At 71.7% G+C, this 24238-nt stretch carries 19 protein-coding genes and 1 pseudogene; 6 read left to right on the forward strand and 14 right to left on the reverse strand.

The window, feature by feature from the left end; translation table 11 throughout:
• Window positions 1-34 precede the first annotated feature (34 nt).
• The gene (kynU, locus tag ABEA10_RS01840) at window positions 35-1282 is read left to right on the forward strand and encodes a kynureninase (protein WP_345456457.1); all 1248 of its coding nucleotides are present in this window, start codon (window positions 35-37) and stop codon (window positions 1280-1282) included.
• A 253-nt stretch (window positions 1283-1535) separates the two neighbouring features.
• Here the strand turns inward: kynU and ABEA10_RS01845 are convergent, their stop codons facing one another.
• The 4 genes from ABEA10_RS01845 to guaA all read right to left on the reverse strand — a co-directional run bounded on the left by ABEA10_RS01845 (window position 1536) and on the right by guaA (window position 8158).
• Window positions 1536-2876 carry an ABC transporter permease gene (locus tag ABEA10_RS01845; RefSeq protein WP_345456459.1) on the reverse strand — a complete coding sequence of 447 codons (1341 nt, stop codon included), beginning with the start codon at window positions 2874-2876 and terminating at the stop codon, window positions 1536-1538.
• The gene (locus ABEA10_RS01850; protein WP_345456461.1) at window positions 2873-3601 is read right to left on the reverse strand and encodes an ABC transporter ATP-binding protein; all 729 of its coding nucleotides are present in this window, start codon (window positions 3599-3601) and stop codon (window positions 2873-2875) included. Before ABEA10_RS01850 ends, ABEA10_RS01845 begins: the two co-directional genes overlap by 4 nt.
• Before the next feature lie 363 nt (window positions 3602-3964).
• Entirely contained in the window at window positions 3965-6136 is a 2172-nt protein-coding gene (locus ABEA10_RS01855) for a S53 family peptidase (protein ID WP_345456463.1), read from the reverse strand.
• Between the two features lie 450 nt (window positions 6137-6586).
• A complete protein-coding gene (guaA, locus tag ABEA10_RS01860; protein WP_345456466.1) occupies window positions 6587-8158 on the reverse strand; it encodes a glutamine-hydrolyzing GMP synthase in 1572 nt (523 codons plus the stop codon).
• An 87-nt stretch (window positions 8159-8245) separates the two neighbouring features.
• On the opposite strand from guaA, the gene ABEA10_RS01865 reads away from it, so the two are divergent.
• The gene (locus ABEA10_RS01865) at window positions 8246-8965 is read left to right on the forward strand and encodes a DNA alkylation repair protein (RefSeq protein ID WP_345456469.1); all 720 of its coding nucleotides are present in this window, start codon (window positions 8246-8248) and stop codon (window positions 8963-8965) included.
• Between the two features lie 49 nt (window positions 8966-9014).
• Here ABEA10_RS01865 and ABEA10_RS01870 read toward each other — a convergent pair whose 3' ends face one another.
• Genes ABEA10_RS01870 through ABEA10_RS01880 form a run of 3 tightly spaced genes read right to left on the reverse strand, consistent with a single transcriptional unit; the run spans window position 9015 to window position 11739 of the window.
• Entirely contained in the window at window positions 9015-9842 is an 828-nt protein-coding gene (locus tag ABEA10_RS01870; RefSeq protein ID WP_345456471.1) for a DUF4097 family beta strand repeat-containing protein, read from the reverse strand.
• On the reverse strand, window positions 9839-10486 hold the full coding sequence (locus tag ABEA10_RS01875; RefSeq protein ID WP_329250842.1) for a response regulator transcription factor: 648 nt from the start codon (window positions 10484-10486) through the stop codon (window positions 9839-9841). Before ABEA10_RS01875 ends, ABEA10_RS01870 begins: the two co-directional genes overlap by 4 nt.
• Window positions 10474-11739 carry a sensor histidine kinase gene (locus tag ABEA10_RS01880; protein WP_345456478.1) on the reverse strand — a complete coding sequence of 422 codons (1266 nt, stop codon included), beginning with the start codon at window positions 11737-11739 and terminating at the stop codon, window positions 10474-10476. The genes ABEA10_RS01875 and ABEA10_RS01880 overlap by 13 nt, the downstream gene beginning before the upstream one ends.
• Before the next feature lie 170 nt (window positions 11740-11909).
• Here ABEA10_RS01880 and ABEA10_RS01885 point away from each other — a divergent pair, with 170 nt between their 5' ends.
• Entirely contained in the window at window positions 11910-12446 is a 537-nt protein-coding gene (locus ABEA10_RS01885; protein WP_345456481.1) for a hypothetical protein, read from the forward strand.
• Here the strand turns inward: ABEA10_RS01885 and ABEA10_RS01890 are convergent.
• The 3 genes and pseudogenes from ABEA10_RS01890 to ABEA10_RS01900 all read right to left on the reverse strand — a co-directional run.
• A pseudogene (locus tag ABEA10_RS01890) lies at window positions 12360-12572 on the reverse strand (alkyl/aryl-sulfatase); the annotation flags it as partial. The gene ABEA10_RS01885 and the pseudogene ABEA10_RS01890 overlap by 87 nt on opposite strands.
• 94 nt (window positions 12573-12666) lie before the next feature.
• Window positions 12667-14388, reverse strand: a complete 1722-nt coding sequence (locus ABEA10_RS01895) for a GMC oxidoreductase (protein ID WP_345456484.1) — start codon at window positions 14386-14388, stop codon at window positions 12667-12669.
• An 8-nt stretch (window positions 14389-14396) separates the two neighbouring features.
• Window positions 14397-15998, reverse strand: a complete 1602-nt coding sequence (locus ABEA10_RS01900; RefSeq protein WP_345456487.1) for a succinic semialdehyde dehydrogenase — start codon at window positions 15996-15998, stop codon at window positions 14397-14399.
• 246 nt (window positions 15999-16244) lie between these two features.
• On the opposite strand from ABEA10_RS01900, the gene ABEA10_RS01905 reads away from it, so the two are divergent.
• The gene (locus ABEA10_RS01905) at window positions 16245-16841 is read left to right on the forward strand and encodes a TetR/AcrR family transcriptional regulator (protein ID WP_345456490.1); all 597 of its coding nucleotides are present in this window, start codon (window positions 16245-16247) and stop codon (window positions 16839-16841) included.
• A 12-nt stretch (window positions 16842-16853) separates the two neighbouring features.
• Here ABEA10_RS01905 and ABEA10_RS01910 read toward each other — a convergent pair whose 3' ends face one another.
• A complete protein-coding gene (locus ABEA10_RS01910; RefSeq protein WP_345456493.1) occupies window positions 16854-18185 on the reverse strand; it encodes a phospholipase D-like domain-containing protein in 1332 nt (443 codons plus the stop codon).
• Window positions 18186-18463: 278 nt separating this feature from the next.
• On the opposite strand from ABEA10_RS01910, the gene ABEA10_RS01915 reads away from it, so the two are divergent.
• Window positions 18464-19303, forward strand: coding sequence for a serine hydrolase domain-containing protein (locus ABEA10_RS01915; protein WP_345456496.1), 840 nt, complete (start codon window positions 18464-18466; stop codon window positions 19301-19303).
• Between the two features lie 64 nt (window positions 19304-19367).
• Here the strand turns inward: ABEA10_RS01915 and ABEA10_RS01920 are convergent, their stop codons facing one another.
• Window positions 19368-20225, reverse strand: coding sequence for a helix-turn-helix transcriptional regulator (locus tag ABEA10_RS01920; protein WP_345456498.1), 858 nt, complete (start codon window positions 20223-20225; stop codon window positions 19368-19370).
• Window positions 20226-20311: 86 nt separating this feature from the next.
• On the opposite strand from ABEA10_RS01920, the gene ABEA10_RS01925 reads away from it, so the two are divergent.
• A complete protein-coding gene (locus ABEA10_RS01925; protein ID WP_345456501.1) occupies window positions 20312-21094 on the forward strand; it encodes an SDR family NAD(P)-dependent oxidoreductase in 783 nt (260 codons plus the stop codon).
• A gap of 81 nt (window positions 21095-21175) precedes the next feature.
• Here the strand turns inward: ABEA10_RS01925 and glpD are convergent, their stop codons facing one another.
• Window positions 21176-22918 carry a glycerol-3-phosphate dehydrogenase gene (glpD, locus tag ABEA10_RS01930; RefSeq protein ID WP_345456504.1) on the reverse strand — a complete coding sequence of 581 codons (1743 nt, stop codon included), beginning with the start codon at window positions 22916-22918 and terminating at the stop codon, window positions 21176-21178.
• 69 nt (window positions 22919-22987) lie between these two features.
• A complete protein-coding gene (locus ABEA10_RS01935) occupies window positions 22988-24100 on the reverse strand; it encodes a GuaB3 family IMP dehydrogenase-related protein (protein ID WP_345456507.1) in 1113 nt (370 codons plus the stop codon).
• Window positions 24101-24238 lie beyond the last annotated feature (138 nt).

Genomic DNA, 24238 nt, shown 5'->3' on the forward strand with positions numbered 1-24238 from the left:
CGGGAGGGCGGACGCCCGCTCTAGAGTGAGCGGCATGACCGACACGTCCCGGGAGTACGCGGCCGCGCTGGACGCCGACGACCCGCTCGCCCCGCTGCGGGACGCCTTCGTACGCGACGATCCCGAGCTGATCTACCTCGACGGCAACTCGCTCGGGCGGCTGCCGAAGCGGACCGCCGAGCGGATCGCGCGGGTCGTACGGGACGAGTGGGGCTCCGGCCTGATCCGTTCGTGGAGTCACTGGGCCGACCTGCCCTTCCAGGCGGGTGACCTGATCGGCGAGACGCTCCTCGGCGCGGCCGGGGGTCAGGTCGTCGTCTCGGACTCCACCACGATCAACCTCTACAAGCTCGCCGTCGCCGCGCTCGACGCGCGACCGGGCCGGAAAGTGATCGTCACCGACGACGACAACTTCCCCACCGACCGGTACGTCCTGGAGGGGCTGGCCGCCCAGCGGGGCCTCGAACTGCGCGTCGTGCACACCGATATCGACCACGGCCTGGACCTGAACGTCCTTCAGGAGGCCGTGGGCGCGGACACCGCGCTGGTCAGCCTGTCGCACGTCGCGTACCGGTCCGGCGCGCTGCTCGACATGGCCGCCGTGACCGAGATCGTCCACGAGGCCGGCGCGCTCGTGCTGTGGGACCTGTGTCACTCCGCGGGGTCGGTGCCCGTACGGCTCGACGCGAGCGGCGCGGACCTCGCGGTCGGCTGCACCTACAAGTACCTGAACGCCGGGCCCGGATCTCCCGCCTTCCTGTACGTCCGCAAGGAGGTTCAGGACCTGCGGCAGCCGATCTGGGGCTGGTTCGGGCAGCGAGACCAGTTCGCGATGGGCCCGGCGTACGACCCGGTACCCGGGATCGGCCGGTTCCTCGTCGGCACGCCGTCGATCATGGCGATCGCCGCGGTCGAGGAGGGGGTACGGCTGCTCGCCGAGGCCGGGATCGACCGGCTGCGGGCCAAGGGCCAGGCCCTCACCGGCTACCTGATCGACCTGGCCGAGGCGTGGCTGCCGGACCTCGCCCTGGCCACCCCCGCCGACCCGAAGCGGCGCGGCTCACACGTCGCGCTGCGCCACCCCGAGGCCTGGCGCATGGCGCAGGCCATGATCGCGGACAAGGTGATCCCCGACTACCGGACCCCCGACCGGCTGCGGCTCGGCCCCGCACCGATCAGCACGAGCTTCACCGACGTGTGGGACGGCCTCCACCGCCTGCGCACGATCGTGGACGAGCGGGCGTACGAACGCTTCTCCAGCGAGCCGGCGCGGGTGACCTAGGATCTTGCTCGCAGGCCCCGCGTCTCACCGCGCGGCGGCCCCTTCACGCTTCCAGGCAGCGCAGTACCGCCAGTACCGGCCGGTTGGCATCCTCCGAGGAGGCCAGGCCCAGCTTGCTCGAGACCGCCGCCACATGCTTTTTCCACCGTACCCACGGACACCACCAGGGTCTGCGCGATGGCCGCGTTGGACCTGCCCCCTCCGCCGCTTCGGAGCGGTTCCCATCATCACCGACCGCTCCCCTCACGGGCCGTCAATTGCTGTGGCGCGTCAGGCCGTCAATCGGCCGCACCCGCAGCATCCGCAGCAGTGGCGCACCCGAGGAGACCCCGACCAGTACCGCCCCGCACAGCGCGACAGCGAGCCAAGCCCACCCCGGCACCCCGCTCAGCGGCGTTCCGGTACGGGCGCCGAGCGGCAGCATCACCGCGCAGCCCGCGGCCGCACCCGCGCCGACTCCGGCCACCGTGATGATCGCGCATTCGATCGCGACCGTCCTGACGATCTGCCGCCGCTCCGCGCCGACCGCGCGCAGCAGCGAGAACTCACGCAGCCGTTCCAGGGCCAGCATTACCAGGGTGTTGGCGGCAACCAGTCCGGCGAAGCCGACGTACAGCAGTGTGCCGAAGACCTCACCCCAATCTTCCCCGGATCCGGTGAACGAGGACAACTTGGCCACCACGAACGCCGTGACCAGCGCGACCGGGGTGATCGCCGCGGACAGCCGGCGCGCCCTCGCCCGGGTACCGGCCACTGCCAGCTCCCCGGGCGCCCCGCCGAACGCCCGTAGCACGGGGGCGCACAGCCCGATCGTGCACCGCCCGATCCACGGCCCGGCGAAGCCGATCGCGACCAGGTAGGCGAGCAGCACCAGCGGGATCACCTCGGCCGCGTTCTCGGCCGACCCCAGGCTTGCGACCACGGTCAGCGCGACCGCACCGGCCAGGGCGACCAGGGACGCCATCCCCCTTACTGTGCCCGCTCGTTCACCGCCCTGGACCAAGGACTCGGCGAGCGCCGCCGATGGCCGGGTACGGGACGCCCGCCAGCCCGCGATCAGACCGCCGAGCTGTGAGCAGACCAGCAGCACCCCGCCCTCGGTGACCAGCGACTGCCACCCGACGTGGAAGGAGACACCGGCCGGCGCCATGCCGTGCGCGGCCAGGCCGTGCAGCCAGAAGCGGCCGAGCAGCGCCCCCAGTCCGTATCCGACGGGCAGCGCGGCGAGTGCAGTACCGAGCGCCTCGACGGCGACCATCCGGCGGATCTGCCGGGGCTCGGCGCCGATCGCGCGCAACAGCGCGCTCTCCCGCCGGCGTTGGGCCACCGCCAGCGCCATCACCTGGCCGATTACGAAGATGGACAGATACGCCATCATCTGGCTGAAGGCGATGCCCATGTCGGAGAGATCGGCGAGCTGCGCGCGGGCGGCCGGATCGGCCCCCAGCGGCACGGACGACGCCGAGACCGTCATCGCGACGCTCGCGATGACCACTGTCGCGGTGAGCACAAGCGCCGCGAAGGTACCCGCCAGAGCGGACGGGCGGGAGCGGACGGCCGCGGTGGCCAGACCGGTGGGACGCCGGACGCTCATCCGACCTGCCCCTCTGCTGCCGCGGCGCCGCTCAGGGCGACGGTTTTGCCCCCGCTGTCCTGAACCAGCCGCCCGTGAGCAAGCCGCAGCACTCGGTCCGCCCGGGCAGTCACCGAAGGGTCGTGCGTGACCAGCACGACGGTCGCCCCCTGCTGGTAAACCGCCTCACGGAGAAGGTTCAAGATCTCCGCGCCGGTCTCCTGGTCCAGGGACCCGGTCGGCTCGTCGGCGAAGACCACCTCGGGCTCGGTGATCAAGGCCCGGGCGATGGCCACCCGCTGCTGCTGCCCGCCCGAGAGCTGGCCCGGACGGGCATCCTCGCGTCCGTCCAGGCCGACCCGGGCCAGCAGCTCCCGTACGCGCGCCGGATCGCGGCGCCGCCCGTCCAGCCGGAGCGGCAGCAGCACGTTCTGCTGCACAGTGAGCGCGGGAAGCAGATTGAAGGACTGGAAGACGAACCCGATGTGCGCACGCCGCAGCCGGGACAGGCTGCGCTCCCTCATCCCGCTGATCACTCGACCGCCGAGACGCACCACTCCGGAGGTGGGCCGGTCCAGCCCAGCGGCGCACTGCAGAAACGTCGACTTGCCCGAGCCAGACGGGCCCATCACAGCCGTGAACGAGTGTTCCGGCACCTGGACGTCCACCTCGCACAAGGCGTGCACCGCACGCCCGCCGCGGCCATAGGACCGGCTGACTCGCTCCAGCTCAAGCACGTTGTTCATTGGTAGTCAGGGGTGCAGTGCCCGTGTGGGCCTGTTTACCCATCCCCCTAATCAGGGTTAGCGGGTCTGCTTTCGGCAGACTCGGTGGTCGGTAGTCGGGCTGGCGGGTGAGGACTTTGTCTCCCTGGACTTCGAGTCCTGATGAAAGACAGTGCCCCCGCTGGTTTGCCGGGAGAGTCGATCGCTGCTGGGATGTCGTCGCCCATCGTGTTGGTGTGGGCACTGCTTGATCAGGTCGCTGATAGTGGTCGACGTCAGCCGGGGACTGCTCCGCGGCCGGATTCGGCCGCGCCACAATCCGAACGGTCGTCGCCGAACTCCCGTATCTGGGCTTTCAGCGCTTCCTGCCCGTGGCCTGCTCGGCTACGGAGTGCGGCACCCGGCCTGCCCGCTCCCGATGCCGCGCTGGTGACATGGTCGGAAGGAGTCGAAGTAGCTGGTGGTGAGCGTGCCGAGGCCGGTCACGTCGTCGTAGCCTGGGGTTGCGGCCAGGCTCTGGTCGAGGCCGAAGGTGTCGACGTAGGGCTCGGTGGGGGATCCCGGGATCTGGTTGGCGACCGGTCCCGCGGCGAATAGGGGAACGCCCTGGCCGAGCGGGTGGTCGGTGACGTCGTGGTAGGCCGAGGCGCCGTGGCGCGCGTAGATGACCGGGTTGGCGAACCCGATTGGCTCGCCTGCGGCCTGTTGGGCGTCGGCCTGCATGCCCGCGAACTCCGGCGTCGCGACGCTGGTCCCGCCGACGGCGATCTCCCGGTAGCCGGGCGGCAGCCCCTGGCCCGGGGGCACCGTGATGCCGGCGCGGACGCCGGTGCCGAAGCCGGCGTCGGCCGCGACATCGGGCACGACGCGCATCGGCACACCGGATCCGTGTGCCTGGCTGAGCGCCTCGGGCACCGTCTCACGCTGGTAGGACGGCTGCTCGAGCATGTCGCTGGGGCCGCCGCCCCCGCCGAAGGCGAACGCGCCCGGCAGCTGCGCCCAACTCTTCCCGTCCGGGGTCAGCCCGGCGACGTGGTCGCCCCAGCCGGTCTCCCACAGGTACTGGCCGCGCGCCCCGATCGCCAGGCTGGTGCCGCCCACCGCCGTCACCCACGGGTCGCCGGCGGGGTAGCTGATCGCCGGCTTGGAGGGGGTGGGATCGCACTCCCCGCTGATCTGGCAGTTCGATCCGTCACCGTGGTCCGCGGTGCCGTTGTAGAAGCCGATCCCCTCGGCCGCGCCCCGCTGGAAGATCTGCTCGTAGGCGGCGATCAGCCCGGGCGAGGGGTCGGGATCGTAGTGCCTGATCGTCCGTCCGCTAACGATCTCGGCCAGGTGCCGGTCGGTGACGGTGCCAAGCTCGTCGAGCATCGACAGGGCCTGATCGTCGTTGTCGCATTTCGCGCCGAGGTAGACGATGTCCGCGTCGGGCGCCATTCCGTGCACGGCCTCGATGGCCATGTAGTCCTCGGCGAACGGGAACTCCCGGCCGCCGCACGAGGCGTCCAGCCCGGGCGGGATGATTTCGGTGAACTGGCCGGGCCGCAGCGGCACGCCGTGGTCGCTCGCGAATCGCGCCACATCGCCCGGAGTCGCGGCGTTGTGCCCGGGGCCGACCACGGCGACTCGCACGCCCTTGCCGGTCAGACCGGCCGGAACCCCGTAGGCACTGCGGAGTTGCTGCGAGGTGTAACCGCACCCCGCGTAGGGCGCCGTCCGGCCGTAAGCGGGCGGCAGATTCGACGCCCGCCGTTGCCCGTAATACTCCGAGCAGGGCAACGTCGCGGCCCCAACAGACCCGGCCGGTGCCGATCCGGCCGCGTGCGGGGCCGGGGTGGTGGTGCCTGCGCGGCCTGGTGAAACGGGGGCGGTCTCGGCACGGCCCGGCGCGGCGGGCGTGCCGCCCGCCGCGGGTTCGCCGTCGGAGCCGGGCAGGCCGATCTCGGTTGGTGCCATGGTCAGCACGGCCCCGGCGACCTGCGCCGGGACGCTGAGCCCCGCGCCTGGCGGGGGCGCCTGTTGGGTGAGCGCACCGACCCGGTAGCTGTGCCAGGCGGCACCGAAGGCGCGCGCGGCCTCGGCCGCACTCCCCTGCACCGACAGGTAATGCGGGTTCGCCGCGGTGACGTCCAGCCCGGCGGCGGCCAGCCAGGACCGCACCGCCGTGACCTGGCCGGGCGCCGGATCGAACCGTTTCCGCACCTCGGCGGGCGTCAGGTAGCGATGGAACAGCGCGCTGTGTGGGTCGGCGACTGCCGCCCCGTAGGCCGCGAGCCCACGCGGGTCGCGCCCGGCCAGGTACACCCGGGCGGCGATCGGCGCACCGGCCGGAGCCGGCCCTAGATCCGCGGAGTCGGTGCCCCCGGCTTTCGACGGCAGCGTCCACAGCGGCACGTAGCCCGGCAGCCCGTGCCGTCCACCAACGGGGCCGTGCCCGGCCGCGAACGCGGCGGCGGAGGACGGCACTCCGGCGCACGCAATCGCGACGCCGGCCGCCGCGACGCCCAGGATGCCACCGCCCCGCGGACGGCGGCCGATCGGCAGCGGAACGCGCATTGATCTCACCTCGATAGGGGAAGGGCGTCTCGAGTCATGATCTCGAAGCTATTCGCGCGACCTGCCGCCCCGGAACGTGGCTGACCTCCGTCTTCGGTTGGGGGATTTCCCCCAGGCCGTCAGCCGGCCGGGCGCCGCCCCGTACGCCGCACCCGAGCGCCACCGAGCCGCGGCGGAGCACGCGGAGACGCGGCGTGCTGAAGTCACCGCTTTCCGGGGGCGGGGAAACGCGGCCACCCCCGCTGGCAGCACCAATGCGGCACCCACCGACGACGCTGACCAGGGCGCTGCCCCCTTATCGGGCTTACTTGGCTGCCACCTGTAGCTGTGCCACTCCCTGCTCTTCAGCTCGATCGGCGAGGACACGCTCGAGCCGTTGAACCTGTCTGCCCAGGAGGTTGCCAACGAAGCACCGCCGTCTGATGCAACATCTGACGGTTAACCGAGCGGTTACTCCCACTCGATCGTGCCGGGCGGCTTGCTCGTGATGTCGACGACGACCCGGTTGACCTCGGCGACCTCGTTGGTGATGCGCGTGGAGATGCGCTGCAGGACCTCGTACGGCAGCCGCGCCCAGTCGGCGGTCATCGCGTCTTCGCTGGTCACCGGGCGCAGCACGACCGGGTGGCCGTAGGTGCGGCCGTCGCCCTGCACGCCCACGGAGCGTACGTCCGCGAGCAGCACGACCGGGAACTGCCAGATGTCGCGGTCGAGACCGGCCCGGGTGAGCTCCTCCCGGGCGATCGCGTCGGCCTCGCGGAGCAGGTCGAGCCGCTCGCGCGTGACGGCGCCGATGATCCGGATGCCGAGGCCGGGGCCGGGGAACGGCTGCCGCCAGACGATCTCCGGCGGCAGGCCGAGCTCCTCGCCCAGCCGGCGCACCTCGTCCTTGAACAGCGTGCGCAACGGCTCGACCAGGGAGAACTTCAGGTCTTCGGGCAACCCGCCGACGTTGTGGTGCGACTTGATGTTGGCCGCGCCGGTGCCGCCGCCGGACTCGACGACGTCGGGGTAGAGCGTGCCCTGCACGAGGAACTCCACCGCCTCGCCGTGAGTGTCGACGATCTCGCGGGCGGCCTCCTCGAAGACCCGGATGAACTCCCGGCCGATGATCTTGCGCTTCTCCTCGGGGTCGGTGACGCCGTCGAGCGCGGACAGGAACTGGCCGGAGGCGTCGACGACCTTGAGGTCGACGCCGGTCGCGGCCACGAAGTCCTTTTCGACCTGGAGGGCCTCGCCCTTGCGCAGCAGCCCGTGGTCGACGAAGACGCAGGTCAGCTGGGACCCGATGGCCCGCTGGACGAGCGCGGCGGCCACCGCGGAGTCGACGCCGCCGGACAGCGCGCAGATCGCCCGCTTGTCGCCGACCTGGGCGCGGACGGCCTCGACCGACTCCTCGACGATGTTGACCATGGTCCACGACGGACGGCAGCCGGCCGCGGCGAGGAAGTGCCGCAGCACGGTCAGGCCGTGCTCGGTGTGCATGACCTCGGGGTGGAACTGCACCCCGTAGAGACGGCGCGCCGGGTCCTCCATCGCGGCGACCGGGGCGCTGGCGGTGCGTGCGGTCACCGTGAACCCGGCGGGCGGCGCGCTGCAGGTCACCCGGTGCGACATCCACACCGACTGCTCGGCGGGCAGGCCGGCGAGGAGCGTGCCCTCGTCGAGCACGGTCAGGTCCGTACGGCCGTACTCGGCGATGTCGGAGTTGGCCACCATGCCGCCCAGCTCCCGCGCCATCGCCTGGAAGCCGTAGCAGATGCCCAGCGTCGGCACCCCGGCCTTGAACAGGCCGTCGGGAACCGGCGGCGCGCCGGGCTCGTACACCGACGCGGGACCGCCGGACAGGATGATCGCCTTGGGCCGCTTGGCCAGCATCTCGGCGACCGGCATGGTCGAGGGCACGATCTCGCTGAACACGTGGCACTCGCGCACGCGCCTGGCGATGAGCTGCGCGTACTGCGCCCCGAAGTCGACAACGAGGACCGTGTCGAAGGACTGCTCGACTGACTCGACGGACACCAAGAACGCCTTTCGGAGTCGCGGGATAGCCACAGTCTAGTGGCGAAACGATGAACGTTTTCCCTCGTGGGAGCCCATACTGATCGGATGATCACGGCCGACGACATCGAGGCGAAGCTGGGCGAACTCGCCGATCCGACCCGCGCCGTACAGGAAAAACGCTATCTCAAGAGCGATCTGTGCCACCTGGGAGTGCGGGTTCCCGACCTGCGGAAGATCGCGGTCGCCGCCGCCACCGGCCTGACCCGCGAGGAGATCCTCGCCCTGACCGAGGAGCTCTGGAGCACCTCGCTGCACGAACGCCGGATGGTCGCGATCGAGGTGCTGAGGCGGGGCGTCCCGCTGCTCACCGCCGACGATCTCTCCGTCGCCGAGCGGCTGATCCGCGACTCGCTCAGCTGGGTCTACGTGGACACGCTCGCCGACAAGATCGTGGGCGGCCTGGTCGCCCGGCATCCGCGGCTGGCCGGCACGCTCGACCGGTGGGCGGCCGATGAGAACTTCTGGATCCGGCGCAGCGCCCTGCTCGCGCTGCTCCCGGGCATCCGCTCCGGCTCCGCCGATCGGGAACGCCTCGCCCGGTACGGCGACGCGCTCGTCACGGAGCGCGAGTTCTTCATCCGGAAGGCCCTCGGCTGGGTGCTGCGCGAGCTGAGCAAGTCCGACCCGGCCTGGGTGCGCACCTGGGTCCGCGACCACGTCGCCGTGGTGTCGGGCGTGACCATCCGGGAGGCCGTGCGCCGCCTCCCGGAGGACGATCGCGAGTACCTGCTCGCCGCCCACCGGAGCGCCCGCCGCGCCTCATGAGGCGCAGGAGCGACCAGAGGCGCCGTGCTCCCTCAGCCACCGCGTTCGCTCATGAGGGCCCGTACCGGACCCTGGCCGCGCCGGACCTGGTACTCACCTCGATCCGGTGGCTCGAACCGTCGTCACGGAGCCCGTCGTCGACCCTCAGGTCGCCGGATGACGACGTGCCGTTCACCCGGTAGCGGAAGCCGCGGGGCAGGGCGACCGTGACGGATCCGGAGGTGGCCTTGGCCGTGACCTGCTGTGGCGCGTCGGCGAAGCCGAGCCCGACGGCTCCGGAGGAGGTCCCGACGTCCACCTGCGGCGAGGACAGGTCGGTGCCGTTGACCGAGCCGGAGTTCGCCCTCGCCCAGACGGGGCCGTGCGTCCTGGCGATGTTCACCGAGCCCGACCGCGCCTGGAGACGGACGGGGCCCGCGAGGCCCTGAGCCGTGATGGTGCCCGAGCTGACGGTGGCCCGCACGGTGATCCCCGCCGGGACCCGCACGTTCAGGTCGACGTCGCATCCGGGGCCGGAGAACAGTGTCGCGTGCGCGCCGCAGTCCGCCTTGATGACCAGCGTGTCGCCGTTCCAGGACTGGCCGACGTTCGGCTTGCCCAGCGTCCATCGCAGGGTCCGCCCGACGGCGACGCGGCCCGGCGGCCCGGTGCCGACCGTCACCGATCCGCTGCCGGCCTCGACCTCGAGGGCGGTGATCGCGTGCGCGTACGAGACGGCCGGAACCGTCTCGGTCTGGCGGAAGAGGCGGCCCCAGGCCTGCTCTCCGAGGGGCACGATCGCCGTGAACGCCGTGGCCGCGGCGACGGCGATCCACACGCCCCGGCGACGGGGGCGCTCGGTCCCGGTCACGGGCGGCTCGGTCGCGGTCTCGGTCACGAGCCCACCCCCAGGAAGCGCAGCACGGCGAGTACGCGGCGATGGTCGGCGTCGGCGGCCGGCAGGTCCAGCTTGGCGAAGATGTTGTTGATGTGCTTGGCGACGGCGCTGTCACTGATCACCAGCGCCTCGGCGATGCCGCTGTTGGAGCGCCCTTCGGCCATGAGGGACAGCACGTCGCGCTCCCGTGGTGTCAGGCGGTCCAGCGGGTCGCTGCGCCGCCGGATGAGGAGCTGCGCCACGACCTCCGGGTCGAGCGCGGTCTCCCCGGAAGCCACCCGGCGCAGCGCGTCGATGAACGCCGAGACGTCGGCGACCCTGTCCTTCAGCAGGTAGCCGACCCGGCTCGTGTTGGCCGACAGCAGGTCCGCGGCGTACCGCTCCTCGACGTACTGCGACAGCAGCAGCACCGCGACGTCCGGCCACTGCCGCCGGATCACGAGCGCCGCCCGTACGCCCTCGTCGCTGTGGCCGGGAGGCATCCGTACGTCCGCGACGACGGCGTCGGGCCGGTGCTCCTCGACCGCGGCGAGCAGGGCGTCGGCGTCGCCGACCGCGGCCGCCACCTCGAACCCCGAGACCTCCAGAAGCTTGATCAGTCCGGCCCGGAGCAGGACCGAGTCCTCGGCGATCACGACGCGCACGGCAACTCCACGGTGATGACGGTCGGCCCGCCGGCCGGGCTGCTGATCCGGAACGTACCGTCGACCGACCCGACGCGCTGACGCAGACCGGTCAGGCCCGTGCCCCTCGACGGCTCCGCGCCGCCGGCCCCGTCGTCGGTGATGGTCATCCGCAGGAGATCCCCGAAGCGGGTGACGACGATCCGTACCTGTGTGGCCCGCGCGTGCCGGACCGCGTTGGTGAGCGCCTCGGAGGCGACGAAGTAGGCGACCGCCTCGACCGTGGGCGACGGGCGTTCGGGCACGTCGACCTGGAGGCGTACGGGGAGGGGCGCTCGCGCGGCGATGCCCGACAGCGCGGCGTCCAGTCCGCGGTCGTCGAGTACGGCCGGGTGCAGGCCGCGGACGACGTTGCGCAGGTCGGTCAGCGCCTCCTTGGCCTCCCAGTGCGCCTCGGCGATCACCTCCATGGCCTCGGGACCGCCGGTGAGGGTCTCGCGCGCCAGCCCGAGGTTCATGGCGAGCGCGACGAGCCTCTGCTGTACGCCGTCGTGCAGGTCGCGTTCGATGCGCCGGCGTTCGGCGTCCGCGGCGTCCACGACGCCGGCGCGGCTCTCCGCGAGGTCCTCGACCCGGCGCTCGAGCTCCTCCGCCCGGCTGGGCCCCAGCAGGGCGAACGCGACCCGCGTGTCCAGCCGCGCGATCGAGGCGGCCAGTCCCGGCGCGGCCAGCAGCAGGATGACACCGACCGCGTTGAGGAGGCCGTCGGCCACCGCGTGCCCGGTCAGCGCGAGCGGACTGGACGGGCGCAGCGCCCACGAGTAGGTGTTGAGCAGCGCCAGCGTGAACCCGGCCGCCCACACGGCGACGACCAGCAGCCCGCCGGTGGCGAGGGCGGGCCCGGCCAGAAGGTGGTACGCGAGCTGCCGCCAGGCCGTGGGCGAGCGGACCATCGCCACGACGGTCCGGCGGCCGAGGCGTTCATGGGGGACGGCGGGCACGTCCACGCCGAGAAGGGCCCAGAACCGGTGCCGCTGGACGGCGGTCAGCAGCCGGAGCGCGGCCAGCGGCAGCCCGACCGAGACCACGAGCGCGAGCAGGACCCCGGTGGTCGACACCGCGAACACCCACGGCACCGAAAAGATCATCAGCGCGACGAGGTGGACGGGCACCCCGGCCGTGACGAACGTCGTGTTCCGCCACGCCCAGGGCGACCACGGAGCGTGTGCGTTCCCCCAGTGGAACGCGCGCCGCGTCGGAATCGTCATCGCCATGCCAGGACCCTAGTTTTCGCACTTTGTCGGCGGCAATGCCGTTTCTTGCAGTTTCGATGGTGAAACTAGCACCACCCCAAGTCGCATAGCGCCATTACTGACCGTGATTCCGCCGACCGGCACGCTGGTGATCGTTCCCGAACCGCTGGGTTCACGAGGAGGCCGAATCCATGATCACCACCATCGAGCCCGCATCCGCGTCCGGCGAGACGGCCGGTGACCCGCCGTCGTCCGTACGGTGGCGCGGCAGGGCGCGCTGGGTGGGGCTCGGCCTGATCGGTTCCGGACTCGCGCTGATCCCGTGGCTGTTCGTGCTGGCCGTCGGGCTCCCCGCCAGCACGACCGCCGCACACTGGTCGACCGCGTGGGTGGGACTGGACGGCCTGGAGGCGCTCGGCCTGATCACGACGGGAGTGCTGCTCAACCGGCGCGATCCCCGCCGCTGCCTGGCCGCGACGGTCACCGCGACCCTGCTGACCGTCGACGCGTGGTTCGACGTGACCACCGCGGCACCGGGCGCCGACCGGGCGACGGCGGTCGCCATGGCCGCGGGCCTGGAGCTCCCGCTGGCGATCCTGTGCGCCGTCCTGGCCGTCCGCACGCTTCCGCGCACCGGGGATCTGGTCGTGCAGGCAGGCGTACAGGTCGCGCTGCTGGGACAGGAAGGCGATGAGCTCCGGCGTTCCCCAGGTCGGCCAGTGGTGTGAGGCGAACAGCACCTCGGAGCCGGCGGCGAACATCTCGATCGCCTCGGTGAGATAGCGGGACCAGACCCGCGGGTCGCGGACGAGCGCGCCGCGCAGGGTCAGCACGTTGTGCAGGTCGTGCCTGGCGGTGAGCTGAGACTGCCGCCGCAGACTCGGATGCGCCGTGTCGGGGCACGGCTCGCTCTGGAAGGCGTAGGCACCGAAGTCAGGTAAAGCTGTGTCAGGCGGGTGAGATGGGCAGGCGCAGCGCCGCCGGGGCGTCGGCGGGGACCACGGCGGCCTTCGGGGCGACGGGGGCCAGGCGTTCGTAGGCGGCGCCGAGCTCCGGGCGCGGGTCGTCCTCGCCGTTGTTCGGCCAGAACGCCATGGCGCGCTCGGCCTGGGCGGTGATGGTCAGCGAGGGGTTGACGCCGAGGTTGGCCGACACCGCCGAGCCGTCCACGATGTGCAGGCCGGGGTGGCCGTACACCCGGTGGTAGGGGTCGATCACGCCCTCCTCCGGCGAGGCGCCGATCGTGCAGCCGCCGATGAAGTGCGCGGTCGTCGGGATGTTGAACAGGTCCAGCCACGTGCCGCCGGGCATGCCGCCCATCTCGTCGGCCAGCATCCGTACGGCGCGGTGCGCCTCGGGGATCCAGGTCGGGCTCGGCTCGCCGTGGCCGCGGCGGGCCCGCATGCCGCGGCCGGACGGCGACGGCACGACGGTGATCGAGTTGTCCCGGACCTGCATGACCAGCGCGATGATCGTCCGGCGCGACCAGTCGCGTAGGTTCGGCAGGCGGACGAGCTGGTGCGGGTGGGTCGCCGCCTGGCCGAGGAACTTGGCCCAGCGGGGCGTACGGCCGTCGCCGTCGATCAGCAGCGACCGCAGCGCGCCCATGGCGTTCGAACCGGGCCCGTAGCGGGTCGGCTCGATGTGGGTGTGTTCGTCCGGGTGGAACGAGGAGGTGATCGCGACGCCGCGCGAGTGGTCGTCGCCCTTGCGGCCGAACCGCTCGACGCCCAGGATCGCCTCGGAGTTGGTGCGGGTGCGGACGCCGAGCCGGTCGGACAGGTGGGGCAGCGCGCCCGTCGTCTTCATCCGGTGCAGCAGGCGCTGCGTGCCGTACGTCCCGGCGGCCAGCACGACGTGCTCGGCGGTGAGCGTGCGCCGCAGCCTCCGCGCCCGCCGGCCCGTGCGCGTCACCTCGACCGTGTAGCCGCCCTCCGCCCGCGGGCGTACGGCCGTCACCGTGGTCATCGGCAGGACCTTCGCGCCCGCGTGCTCGGCCAGGTAGAGGTAGTTCTCGGTGAGCATGTTCTTGGCGCCCACGCGGCAGCCGGTCATGCACGACCCGCACTCGGTGCACGTCGTACGGCGGGGGCCCGCGCCGCCGAAGTAGGGGTCCTCGACCCGCTCACCGGCCTTGTCGCCGAACAGGACGCCCACCGGGGTGCGGTGGAAGGTCTCCCCGCGGCCCATCCGCTCGGCGACCCGCTGGACCGCCTTGTCCGCGGGCGTCATCGTCGGGTTCGTCCGGACCCCGAGCATGCGTCGGGCCTGGTCGTAGAAGGGCGACAGCTCGGCCCGCCAGTCGGTGATGTGCCGCCACTGCGGGTCGGCGAAGAACGGCTCCGGCGGCTCGTACAGGGTGTTGGCGTAGACGAGGGACCCGCCGCCGACGCCCGCCCCGGCGAGGATGAGCACCCGGGAGCCCTTCTCCCCGCGCAGCAGGTGGATGCGCTGGATGCCGGTCATGCCGAGGCCGGGCGCCCACAGGTATCGGCGGGTGCGCCAGGAGGTCTTCGGCAGGTCGCGGTGGCGGCTCCCCGGCTCGCCGTCCGGGTCGTCGAACCGCCGGCCGGCCTCCACCACGGCGACGCGGTACCCCTTCTCGGTGAGCCGCAGCGCCGCGACGCTGCCACCGAACCCCGAGCCGACCACGATCACGTCGTAATCCATGCGGGCTCCTACCTCAGGCGCAGACGCTTCATCGTCTTCAGGCCGCGGCTGAGCAGCGCCGCGTACTTGTCGTACGGCATGCCCATGACCGGTTCGAAACCGAGCCAGTGCTGGCTGGCGACGGTCTGGACCTCGGTGTACTTCAACAGGCCCTCAGCGCCGTGCCGGCGGCCCACTCCGGAGTCCTTCATACCGCCCATCGGCGCGTCGTAGGAGGCGTACGCCGAGGCGTATCCCTCGTTGATGTTGACCGTCCCGGCCTTGATCCGTACGGCGAGGCGGCGCGCGCGTCCCACATCGCCGCTCCAGATGCTGGCGTTCAGCCCGTAGGCGGAGTCGTTGGCGAGTTCGACGGCCTCGTCCTCGTCGCGGAAGCGGTACAGCGACACCACCGGCCCGAACGTCTCGGACCGGCACAGCTCCATGTCGTCCTCGACGCCCGTGAGCACGGTCGGCTCGAAGAAGTACGGCCCGGCCTCCGGGCGGGTGCGACCGCCCGCGAGCACCTTGGCGCCCTTCTCGACCGCCTCCTCGACGTGCCGGACGACGGTGTCGAGCTGGCGCTGGGAGGTGAGCGAGCCCATGTCGGCGTCGTAGCCGGCGCCGAGCCGCATGTTGCGCACGCGGTGGGCGAAGCGCTCGGCGAACCGGTCGAAGATCTTCTCGTGGACGTAGAGGCGCTCGATCGAGATGCAGAGCTGGCCGGCGTTGGCGAAGCACGCGCGGACCGCGCCCTGGGCGGCCTTCTCGATGTCGGCGTCGTCCAGCACGATCATCGGGTTCTTGCCGCCGAGTTCGAGGGAGTAGCCGATCAGCCTCTTTGCGGCCTGCTCGGCGATGGCCCGGCCGCCCCGGGTGGAGCCGGTGAACGCGACGTAGTCGGCCGCGCCGATCAGCGGCTCGCCGATCTCGGCCGGGTCACCGACCACGACCTGCCAGATCTCGGGCGGCATCCCGCACTCGACCAGCAGGTCGATCGCCCACAGCGCGGTCAGCGCGGTCTGGGTGTCCGGCTTGTGGACGATCGTGTTGCCCGCGAGCAGCGCCGGTACGGCGTCGGGCACGCTGAGCGCGAGCGGGTAGTTCCACGGCGAGATCAGGCCGACGACGCCCTTGGGGTGGCGGACCTCGATCGTCCGGGTCGCGAGCGGCAGCAGACCCTGGCGATGGCGCGGCCGGAGCAGTCCCGGAGCGTGCCGGGCGTGGTAGAGCGTGCACCCGGCCGCGTCCATGACCTCCTCGAACGCGTGCCGGCGTGCCTTGCCGGTCTCCAGCTGGAGGAGGTCGAGGATCTCCTCACGGCGGTCCAGGACCGCGTCGTGGAAGCGGATGAACGGCGCGGCGCGCTCGGCCGGCGACCGGCGCGCCCACTCCCGCTGCGCGGCGCGGGCGCGCTCGTACGCGGTCGCGACGTCGCCCGGCCCGGAGATCGGCAGCTCGGCGAGCGGCTCTCCGGTGAACGGCGTCCGTACGGTGGTGGTCCGCCCGCCGGAGACGACGCGGGCGGCCAGCCGATCGAGGCCGTCCGGTACGGGTGGTGGCGTGATCGTGGGGGCCTCGCCGGGCCCCGCGTCAGACGCTTCGGCGGGGGACGCAGCGGTTGCACTCATGGATGAAGCGTAGAACGTGGTTCGGCCGCTGGCTACCGCTCGGTAACCAAGACGTCCGTTTTGGGATGTCGGACAAGCTTCAAAGGTCATTTCGGCTGACTCAAGCATCGCCTAGCCGTACTCAACTTTCGTTTCTACTGGTGCGCCTTGAGAAAACCTTGTATCCCAATGTTGGAGGGGTGACCGGCAGTCGACGGAAGGGCAAGGATGATCTCCGACCCGCAGGAACGCGCCGTCCCAGAAGCGATGAAACGGACGACTCGTCAGGAGAAGCGCGCCCAGACCCGGGAGGCGCTGCTCGACGCGGCGGAGCGCCTGTGGGCCAAACACGGTATCCGGGGAGCGTCACTGGATGAGATCGCGGCGTCGGCGGGCATGACCAAGGGGGCGGTCTACTCCAACTTCGCGGGCAAGACCGACCTCATCCTGGCGCTGCTCGACCGGTACACCCAGGTCGAGTTCGGGCAGCGCACCTCCTCGGCACTGCGCGACCAGGGCCGCCCGCGCGCCGACCGCTGCGCCGACGCCGGCCGCCACTACGCCAGCCGGCTGTCCGCGGAGGAGACGCGGATGAAGGCGCTGCTGCTGATGGAGCTGTGGCTGTTCGGCATGCGCGACTTCTCGGCCGGCTGGCGCATCGCCGACTGGTACCAGAGCCACCGCGAGGGCCTCGCCGCCGGGCTGCGGACGGGCGGCGACGACCTGTCGGCGGAAGACCGCGCGTCCCTGGCGATGGCGATCGAGTTCGGGCTGGCGCTCCAGCACCTGCTCGACCCGGACCGCGTCCCGGCGGAGCTGTACGGCCCGGGAATGAACCTCGTCCTCGGGCCCGCGATGCCGTAGCGCCTGCCGCGCTCACTCGCGGCTGTGGTTGGCGTCCTCGGGGTCCGGGGGTTCCAGTACGGCGTCGGGCACGGAGTCCGCGCTCCTGACCGTGTGACCGTGCTTGAACACCGCGTCGAAGTTCCCGGCGTACTCCTGCTCCAGCCGCGGGTCGGCCACGGTGATCATCGCCTCGTCGTGGCCGTGGAAGCCGACGGTCGTGTAGTTGGGGCTGCCGGTGAAGACGACCTTCTGCGGCCGGCCCTGGTACTGGCCGTCGATCAGCAGGTACTTCGAGTGGGCGTACGTCGTCCGGCCGCCCTCGGTGAGGTACCGGGTCTCGGGGCCGCCGTGCCGCCCGCCCTTCTTGACGAGGGAGCGGAGGGTCTTCGGGCCGACGATGTCGAACACGACCTGTACCCGGCAGCCCGCGTCGTCCAGCTTCCACAGCCGCCGCGCGATGGGGCCCCAGGTGAAGTGGCCGAGGCTCAGCCTGATCCGGGTACCGCCGGTGCACGAGACCTGGTCCAGCGCCTGGCTGATCGGATCGCCCTTGGCCCAGGGGAAGAAGTCCAGGCGATACCGCCCGGCCTGCACGGTGCGGTGGTAGTCGAGCTTGTGATGCTGGGCGACCAGGTCCTGGAAGTAGGACAGGTAGGCGGCGTAGACCGCCGGATCCTGCAGGACGAGCGCGTCGTTCCACTGGGTGTCACGGGCGCCGTCGGTGGCGTTCGCGGAGGTCTGCACGACCATGTCCTGCGCGCCGCCCGTGGTGGAGAACAGGAAGAACTTGTTGTGGTTGAACTCCGGCCCGATGCAGCCGCGATCCTCGTCGCACACGACCACCCAGGAGTCCTTCTTGGTGTCGGTGCCGAGCCCGCGCTTGAGGCGCTTGAAGGCGGCGTACGCGGTGGACTCGTGGTCGAGCACGACCTGCACGCTCACGTGCCGCTTGGCGGCGGCGACGAGTTGCGCGGCGGTGTCCGTGCTGGAGAAGTGGTACATCGCGATGGCGATCCGGCTGCCTTTGGGCGTCCCGGCGATCAGGCGGGCGACGCGGGTGGAGATGGCGTCCTGCTTCGCCGTACCGCTGACCGGGGAGTTGAAGATCGGCCCGGTCCGCGGAACGGGATCGTCCCCGGCGGCCGATGCCCGGGCGTCGACCGGCACTCCTGCGACGGCCGAGGTACGGGCGGTCGAGCCGCGCGTGGTCGAGGCCCGGGTGACCGAGGGAGGGGCGGCCGAGGTACGGACGGCCGAGAGGTGGGCGACCGCGGCCGGGATCGCCGCAGGGGCCGTGGTGGCGCCGACGGCCAGCGCCGAGGCCGCGATCACGGCCCTGGCGGCCGGCACGAACTTCACCACACGAGCTCCCGAAGTGGACACCAAGCGCCAAAGCACTCAGAAAGCGCTTGAAGTGCCGAAAGCGTACAGGAGTTACGGTCGCTCAGAACAGGTCTTTACGGTCAAGAGTTATCCCGAACCTCCTGGTCAGCCCGGCGACACTCCCCGACTCCGCCGAGTCAGCCGGGGCTCGTGCGGCGGAGGACGCCGGTCGAGGGCGTCTGGTGGTGCTGGGTCCACCCTCGAAGTGGACTTCGTCCTATCGAGGAGGCATCGGTGCGCGGCCTGGCGTTTCCGGCATGAGCAGCAAGCGTCTGGACGCGCTGGTGAGCGACGACGGGTTCCCCGCGGCGCTGGCGTCGGTGACCACGCGGGACGGACGCGTCCGCAACTACACCGCCGGTGTCGGCGACCCCAAGACCCACTCCGCCGTGCCGGTCGACGGGCAGGTGCGCATCGGCGGCAACACCAAGGTCTTCACCGCCGTCACCGTGCTGCAACTGGTCGGCGAGGGCAGGATCGGCCTGGACGAGCCGGTCGAGACCTACCTGCCCGGCCTGATCCGGGGCGACGGCATCGACGGCCGGAACATCACCGTCCGCCAGATCCTCCAGCACACCAGCGGCCTGCCCGACTACACCAACACCTTCACCAAGGGCCTCCTGCCCTACCGGCACACCTACTTCCCCAAGCCCGGCGACGAGACGATCCGCGAGCCCCACCCCCACGGTTACCACCACGACGACCCGAAGGCGCCCCTGACCGACGTCACCGTCGAAGACCCGTCCCAGGGCTGGGCCGCCGGCCAGATGATCTCCACCCCGAGCGACGTCAACCGATTCTTCTCCGCGCTGATCGGCGGCCGGCTGCTGCCCACGGCGCAGCTCAAGGAGATGCGGACCACGGTGCCCGCACCCGCGCTGGGCAACGGCGTCCGGTACGGCCTCGGCCTGACCGGCACCCCGCTGAGCTGCGGCGGCGTCGCCTGGGGGCACGGCGGCGACTTCCCCGGCTACCACACCAGCGACGCCGTCACCCAGGACGGCCGCGCCGCCACCATCGCCGTCACCGAGCTGCCGAGCAGCCCGACCCAGCTCCAGCACCTGACCGCCGGCATCGACACCGCCCTCTGCCGGTGACCCCCGGCTCACCATCGGCGGCGGCCACCATCGGCCGCCGCCGATACGGCGTTCGATCGGCCCGTCAGAGCGACCTGCTCGCATTGACGTACTCGACGCCGAGTGCCTGCAGAAGAGCCAGAGCCTCGGCGCCGGGGGATCCCGACGGCGCGCTGTAGAGCACGAGGTGCTGGTCGCGGTCGGTGAGCGCGAGCGAGTCGCAGTCGACGGTGATCTCCCCGACGACCGGGTGACGGAAGGTCTTCGTGAGCACCGGGGCGGCCTGGACGTCGTGCCGCTCCCAGAGCCGGGCGAACTCGGAACTGCCGTGGCGGAGCTCGTCGACGAGTCCGGTCACCGCGGGGTCGGAGGGGTAGCGGGCGAGGGTGGACCGGAGCTCCATCACGACGTGGTGCCGGAACTCCGCGGCGTCGGAGATCCCGTACAGCGTCGCGTCGGCGTCCGCCGGCCCGAGGAATGCCCGGCGCGCGAGATTGCGGTCCTGCGGGGCGACCTCGGCGAAGTCCTCCATGAGCGCGGCCGCGAGGTCGTTCCACGCGAGCACCTCGAACGCGGCGGAGATCACGAAGGCGGCCGTCTGCGGCAGCCGCTCGAGGAGCGCGAGGATGCTCGGGCGGACGTCACGCCGGTGCAGTCCGGTACGGCGCGGCGCGGTGCCCGCGAGGACGTGGAGGTGATCGGACTCGGCGTCCGTGAGCCGCAGCGCACCGGCGATCCCGGCGAGGACCTCGCCCGACGGCCGCGGCGCCCGGCCCTGCTCGAGCCGGATGTAGTACTCGGTGGAGATGTGCGCGAGGACCGCCACCTCCTCGCGGCGAAGACCCGGTGTCCGGCGTCGCGAGCCTGAGGGAAGGCCGACGTCCTCGGGCCGGAGCCGCTCGCGACGGCTGCGGAGGAACGCCCCGAGCTCCTGCTTGTCCATACCCCAAGTCTGCACGCCGCGCGGCGACGCATCCTGGTACCGCCTGTGCCTGCCTCCGGCCCGGAGGCCGGCCGGACACTGTCGCCATGACGAACGACATCGACATCACACCGATCGGCCTGCTCACCGGCAAGGTCGTGTTCATCACCGGCGCCAGCCGCGGCATCGGGGCGGCCGCGGCCCGGCTCTGCGCACGCGAGGGCGCCGCCGTCGTGCTCGCCGCCCGCAGCACCGACGCCCTCCAGCGCGTCGTCACCGAGATCCGCGCCGACGGCGGCGTCGCCGACGCCGTCACCCTGGACCTCGCCGACCGTGCGAGCGTCCGCGCCGCGGTCGACCGCGTCGAGGAACTGCACGGACGGCTCGACGGCGCCTTCAACAACGGCGCGACGATCCAGCGGCCCGGCCCGCTCGACGCCACGAGCGACGAGGACATCGACGAGCAGTTCGCGGTGAACTTCCGCTCGCACTGGACCGCCATGACCGCCGAGGCCGCACTCATGCGACGGAACGGCGGCGGGGCGATCGTCAACACCTCCAGCATCGGCAGCCGCCGCGCGAACCCCGCTCTCCCCGCGTACGGCGCGATGAAGCGCGCGCTCAACAGCATCACCGAGACCGCCGCGGTGAGCTGGGCCCGTGATGGCATCCGGGTGAACGGCATCACCCCCGGCGGCACCGCCACGGAGATGATCGACGCGTGGGAGGCGGCGACCCCCGGCATCATCGAGGGCATCAACGCGAGCGTCCCGCTCGGCCGGATGGCCGAGCCCACCGAGGTCGCCGAGGTGGCCGCGTGGCTGCTCAGCGACCGCGCCTCGATGGTGACCGGCGCCATCGTGCCGGTGGACGGCGGCGCCGGCGCCTGAAGGGGAGAGCCCGGGCAAGCCGTCGTCGAGAGGGCTGGCGCGAACGTGGGCCGGGCCTGGTGCCGCCGTGGCGCGAAGTGGTTACGGGGTCATCGTCGGGACGATGTCCGGGACGCCGCGCCGGGTGGCGTCGGCCTCCAGGTCGCCCTCCTGTTCTTGGGAGATGCGTTCGGCCTCGACGCGCTTCTCGTAGTACTCGATCTCGCGCTCGGTCTGTTCGTCGGACCAGCCGAGTTCGGGGGCGAGGAGTTCGGCCACCTCGCGGGCCGCGCGGACGCCGCGGTCCCATGTCTCGATGGAGATCCTCGTGCGGCGGGACAGTACGTCGTTGACGTGCCGGGCGCCCTCGTGGGTGGCGGCGTAGACGATCTCGGCGCGCAGGTAGTCGTCCGCGCCCTCGATCGGGCGGCCCAGGTCGGGGCGTTCGCGGATGAGGGACAGCAGGTCCTCGACCAGCGTGCCGTACCGGCGGAGCAGGTGCTCGACGCGGGCCACGTGCAGGCCCGAGGACTCCGACAGGCGGTGGCGGGAGTTCCACAGCGCCTGGAAGCCGTCACCGCCGACCAGCGCGACCTGGTCGGTGCACGAACCCGGCACCTTGCCGTCCAGGCCGTGCGCCACCGCGTCGACGGCGTCCTTGGCCATGACTCGGTAGGTGGTGTACTTGCCGCCCGCGACGACGACCAGGCCGGGCACCGGGTGCGCCACGACGTGCTCGCGTGACAGCTTCGACGTCTCGTCCGACTCGCCGGACAGCAGCGGCCGAAGCCCCGCGTACACGCCCTCGACGTCGTCGTGCGTCAGCGGCACGTTGAGCACCGCGTTGACGTGTTCGAGCACGTAGTCGATGTCGGCCTTGGACGCCGCCGGATGCACCTTGTCGAGGTCCCACGGCGTGTCGGTGGTGCCGATGATCCAGTGCCGGCCCCACGGGATGACGAACAGGACGGACTTCTCCGTACGCAGGATGATGCCGCTGGCGGAGTGGATGCGGTCCTTGGGCACGACGAGGTGCACGCCCTTGGAGGCGCGTACGTGGATCTGCCCGCGACCGCCGACGAGCTCCTGGATGTCGTCGGTCCACACGCCGGTGGCGTTGACGACCTGCTTGGCGCGGACGTCGGTCTCCGTCTCCGACTCCAGGTCGCGGATGCGCACGCCGGTGACGCGCTCGCCCTCGCGCAGGAAACCCACGGCCTGCGTGCGCGAGGCGATCTGCGCGCCGTACTCCGCCGCCGTGCGCAGCAGCATCGTGACGTAGCGGGCGTCGTCCACCTGGGCGTCCCAGTATTGGATGGCGCCGACGAACGAGTCGCGCTTGAGCGACGGCGCGACCTTCAGCGCCTTCGTACGGGTGAGGTGACGGTGATGGGGCACACCGCGTGCCGTGCCCATCGACAGGGACAGGCCGTCGTAGAGCGCGACCCCGGCGCCGATGTAGCCGCGCTCCCACACCCGGTGCGTCATCGGGAACAGGAACGGCACCGGGCGTACGAGGTGCGGGGCGATGCGGCTCAGCAGCAGGCCGCGTTCGGTGAGCGCCTCGCGCACGAGCTCGAAGTCGCGCTGTTCGAGGTAGCGCAGCCCGCCGTGGATGAGTTTGGACGAACGCGAGGAGGTGCCCGAGGCGAAGTCGCGCGCCTCGATGAGCGCCACGGAGAGCCCGCGTGTGGCCGCGTCGAGCGCGGAACCGGCGCCGACGATGCCGCCGCCGACCACCACGACGTCGAACTCCTCGGCGCCCATGCGCTTCAGCGCCGTCTCGCGCTCGGCCGGGCCGAGACGCGAGGTGCCGAGTCCGTTCGCCGACTGCCCATCTGCCATTGCGCACTCCCTCGCGTCGTCTGCATGCACCACGCTATGACGGCGTCACTTCAGCGACAAAGCAGGCGTTCAGTGCGGTGCGACCACGACCTGCACACGCTGGAACTCCTTCAGGTCGGAGTACCCGGACGTGGCCATCGCACGACGTAGCGCGCCGATGAGGTTCATCGAACCGTCGGCGACGTTCGAGGGACCGTAGAGGATCTGCTGCAGCGTGCCGATCGAACCCACGTCGAGCCGGGTCCCGCGCGGCAGCTCCTCGTGGTGTGCCTCACTGCCCCAGTGGTAGCCGTGCCCCGGCGCCTCGGCGGCCCGCGCGAACGGCGAGCCGATCATCACCGCGTCGGCGCCGACCGCGAGGGCCTTGGCGATGTCGCCGGACTGCCGCATGCCGCCGTCGGCGATCACGTGGACGTAGCGCCCACCCGACTCGTCGAGGTAGTCGCGCCGGGCGGCGGCGACGTCGGAGATCGCCGTGGCCATCGGCACCGCGACGCCGAGCACCGTGCGGGTCGTGTGGCCCGACCCTCCGCCGAACCCGACGAGCACGCCCGCCGCGCCGGTGCGCATCAGGTGCAGCGCGGCGGTGTAGGTGGCGCAGCCGCCGACGATGACCGGCACGTCGAGGTCGTAGATGAACTGCTTGAGGTTGAGCGGCTCCGCACGGCCCGAGACGTGCTCCGCGCTGACCGTCGTGCCGCGGATGACGAACAGGTCGACCCCGGCGTCGATGACCGCCTTGTGGTACTGCGCGGTGCGCTGCGGCGACAGCCGGGCCGCCACGGTGACGCCCGCGTCGCGGATCTCCTTGATGCGCTGCCCGATCAGCTCTTCTTTGATCGGCTCGGCGTACAGCTCCTGAAGCCGCTTGGTCGCGGTGCCGTCCTCCAGCGAGGTGATCTCGGCGAGCAGCGACTCGGGGTTCTCATAGCGGGTCCACAGCCCTTCGAGGTCGAGCACGCCCAGCCCGCCGAGGCGTCCGATCGCGATCGCGATCTCGGGGCTGACGACGCTGTCCATCGGGGCGACGACCAGCGGCATCTCGAACCGGTACGCGTCGATCTGCCAGGCCACGCTGACCTCTTCGGGGTCGCGCGTGCGGCGCGAGGGGACGATTCCGATCTCATCGAGCTCGTACGCCCTGCGGCCGCTCTTCCCCCGCCCGATCTCAACCTCAGCCATCTGATGTCCCTTTCCATGGCTCGGCCGCGACCACCCTGTGGCCACGGCCCAGGGCCTGTCTCAAAGCCCCGCTGTCCTACTGCGCGGCGCCCAGGCGCCGCTCGCTACGGACGGGGACTTTGAGACAGGCCCTAATCC

The organism is Actinoallomurus oryzae (assembly GCF_039541955.1).
Taxonomy (GTDB): domain Bacteria; phylum Actinomycetota; class Actinomycetes; order Streptosporangiales; family Streptosporangiaceae; genus Actinoallomurus; species Actinoallomurus oryzae.

Coding starts and splice junctions, on each gene's coding strand:
- kynU (WP_345456457.1), top strand. CDS start 35: ATGACCGACACGTCCCGGGAGTACGCGGCCGCGCTGGACGCCGACGAC.
- ABEA10_RS01845 (WP_345456459.1), bottom strand. CDS start 2,876: ATGAGCGTCCGGCGTCCCACCGGTCTGGCCACCGCGGCCGTCCGCTCC.
- ABEA10_RS01850 (WP_345456461.1), bottom strand. CDS start 3,601: ATGAACAACGTGCTTGAGCTGGAGCGAGTCAGCCGGTCCTATGGCCGC.
- ABEA10_RS01855 (WP_345456463.1), bottom strand. CDS start 6,136: ATGCGCGTTCCGCTGCCGATCGGCCGCCGTCCGCGGGGCGGTGGCATC.
- ABEA10_RS01865 (WP_345456469.1), top strand. CDS start 8,246: ATGATCACGGCCGACGACATCGAGGCGAAGCTGGGCGAACTCGCCGAT.
- ABEA10_RS01880 (WP_345456478.1), bottom strand. CDS start 11,739: ATGGCGATGACGATTCCGACGCGGCGCGCGTTCCACTGGGGGAACGCA.
- ABEA10_RS01885 (WP_345456481.1), top strand. CDS start 11,910: ATGATCACCACCATCGAGCCCGCATCCGCGTCCGGCGAGACGGCCGGT.
- ABEA10_RS01895 (WP_345456484.1), bottom strand. CDS start 14,388: ATGGATTACGACGTGATCGTGGTCGGCTCGGGGTTCGGTGGCAGCGTC.
- ABEA10_RS01900 (WP_345456487.1), bottom strand. CDS start 15,998: ATGAGTGCAACCGCTGCGTCCCCCGCCGAAGCGTCTGACGCGGGGCCC.
- ABEA10_RS01905 (WP_345456490.1), top strand. CDS start 16,245: ATGAAACGGACGACTCGTCAGGAGAAGCGCGCCCAGACCCGGGAGGCG.
- ABEA10_RS01915 (WP_345456496.1), top strand. CDS start 18,464: ATGAGCAGCAAGCGTCTGGACGCGCTGGTGAGCGACGACGGGTTCCCC.
- ABEA10_RS01920 (WP_345456498.1), bottom strand. CDS start 20,225: ATGGACAAGCAGGAGCTCGGGGCGTTCCTCCGCAGCCGTCGCGAGCGG.
- ABEA10_RS01925 (WP_345456501.1), top strand. CDS start 20,312: ATGACGAACGACATCGACATCACACCGATCGGCCTGCTCACCGGCAAG.
- glpD (WP_345456504.1), bottom strand. CDS start 22,918: ATGGCAGATGGGCAGTCGGCGAACGGACTCGGCACCTCGCGTCTCGGC.
- ABEA10_RS01935 (WP_345456507.1), bottom strand. CDS start 24,100: ATGGCTGAGGTTGAGATCGGGCGGGGGAAGAGCGGCCGCAGGGCGTAC.